Consider the following 1,273-nt stretch of genomic DNA (forward strand, 5'->3'; position numbering starts at 1 on the left):
AACCTGTATTCTATGGTTTTTGCAAATAAATTTTGAAATATTTTATGCTGCGAAATTCAAATCTTTCTCATATGGCCTATCTTTTAGTACCGCAGCAAATGCCCTACTGATTAGTTTATTTCTAAGTACATTTAGGATGGATGAGTGATGTTTACCTTCCTTTATTTTCCTATCATAGTATCTTTTGAATTCATTGTCTTTTTTTATGGTGTTTAAGGCACACATCGTTAACAAGGTTTTTATTCTTTTATTTGCCAAATGACTGACTTTTGGTTTTCCTTTCAATGTTGTACCGGATGTATTACCAAAAGGTGCTAGTCCACAATAGCAGGCAAACTTTCTTGGGTTTTCAAATAAGGTAAAGCCTTGTGTGAGCACCACTATGAACATTGCTGTCTGTGCTCCAATACCATGCACTGTTTTTACAAGGTTATATTGTTTTTCAAGTATGCTGTCTTCTTTTACACAAGCCAGAAGTTTTTCCTCCAGCATTTTAATCTTGATCTCGTATTCAGTAATTAGTGATTTTCTAATATACAGAGTAAAATCTGCAGCTTCTTTATCGAAAACCTCAAGTTCTCCGGAGGCATTCTTCAATGCGGTTTGTTGTTTTACCAGTTGCTTTCTACAGCTCAAAAGGTGTTTTAACTTACTGATGGTCTCGCCTGGCAGTTTAAACAGAATTGCCTTGCGCCTATGCAGAAATCCATAGTTGGCTATCTCTGCTGCATCCGCCTTGTCTGACTTGCCTCGTTTTAAACCAAGCGAACGCTTCAGCCTGAGCGCATTCTCCACCCACAGATTACCGCCCTGTTCATCAAAAAAAGTACAGACTGGGAGAGTGTAAAGTCCCGTATCTTCAACACAGAAAAACATATCTGTGATTAAAAGACCACTAATCTGATTTATCCAGGAAACCATCTTTGAACAGCCTTCATCACTGTTGTCAAAGCATTCATGGAATTGCTTGTCTGGATTCTCGGTAAGAAAAAACACAACATCTATTTTCAGTTTTGAAACATCAATGCCTGCAAATAATCTGTAATTCATAACTTTGGGTTGTTAAGTGGAATAAATAACCTTGATGTTGAATGAAACTAAATCCCTTAACAGTCCGGCGAAGACTAAAATTCTATATGGTTCTTGTTCAACAAACGGCAGTGCTCTGATACAGGTTTTAGATATTTAATCTAGACAGAGTAATAGTTCAGCACTGCCGTTAAGGTTTTCTGTACAAATCTCAAACTTTTTTGATTATAACAAACCTAAGGGA

The 1,273-nt window shown here is 36.8% G+C and carries 1 protein-coding gene; it reads right to left on the minus strand.

All coding sequences use genetic code 11. The features are described 5' to 3' along the window. Positions 1-42 precede the first annotated feature (42 nt). Complete coding sequence (locus BLR37_RS25050; protein ID WP_090773450.1) at positions 43-1,050, minus strand: IS110 family RNA-guided transposase; 1,008 nt, start codon at positions 1,048-1,050, stop codon at positions 43-45. Positions 1,051-1,273 lie beyond the last annotated feature (223 nt).

The sequence above is a fragment of the Pedobacter soli genome, from assembly GCF_900101435.1.
GTDB lineage: Bacteria > Bacteroidota > Bacteroidia > Sphingobacteriales > Sphingobacteriaceae > Pedobacter > Pedobacter soli.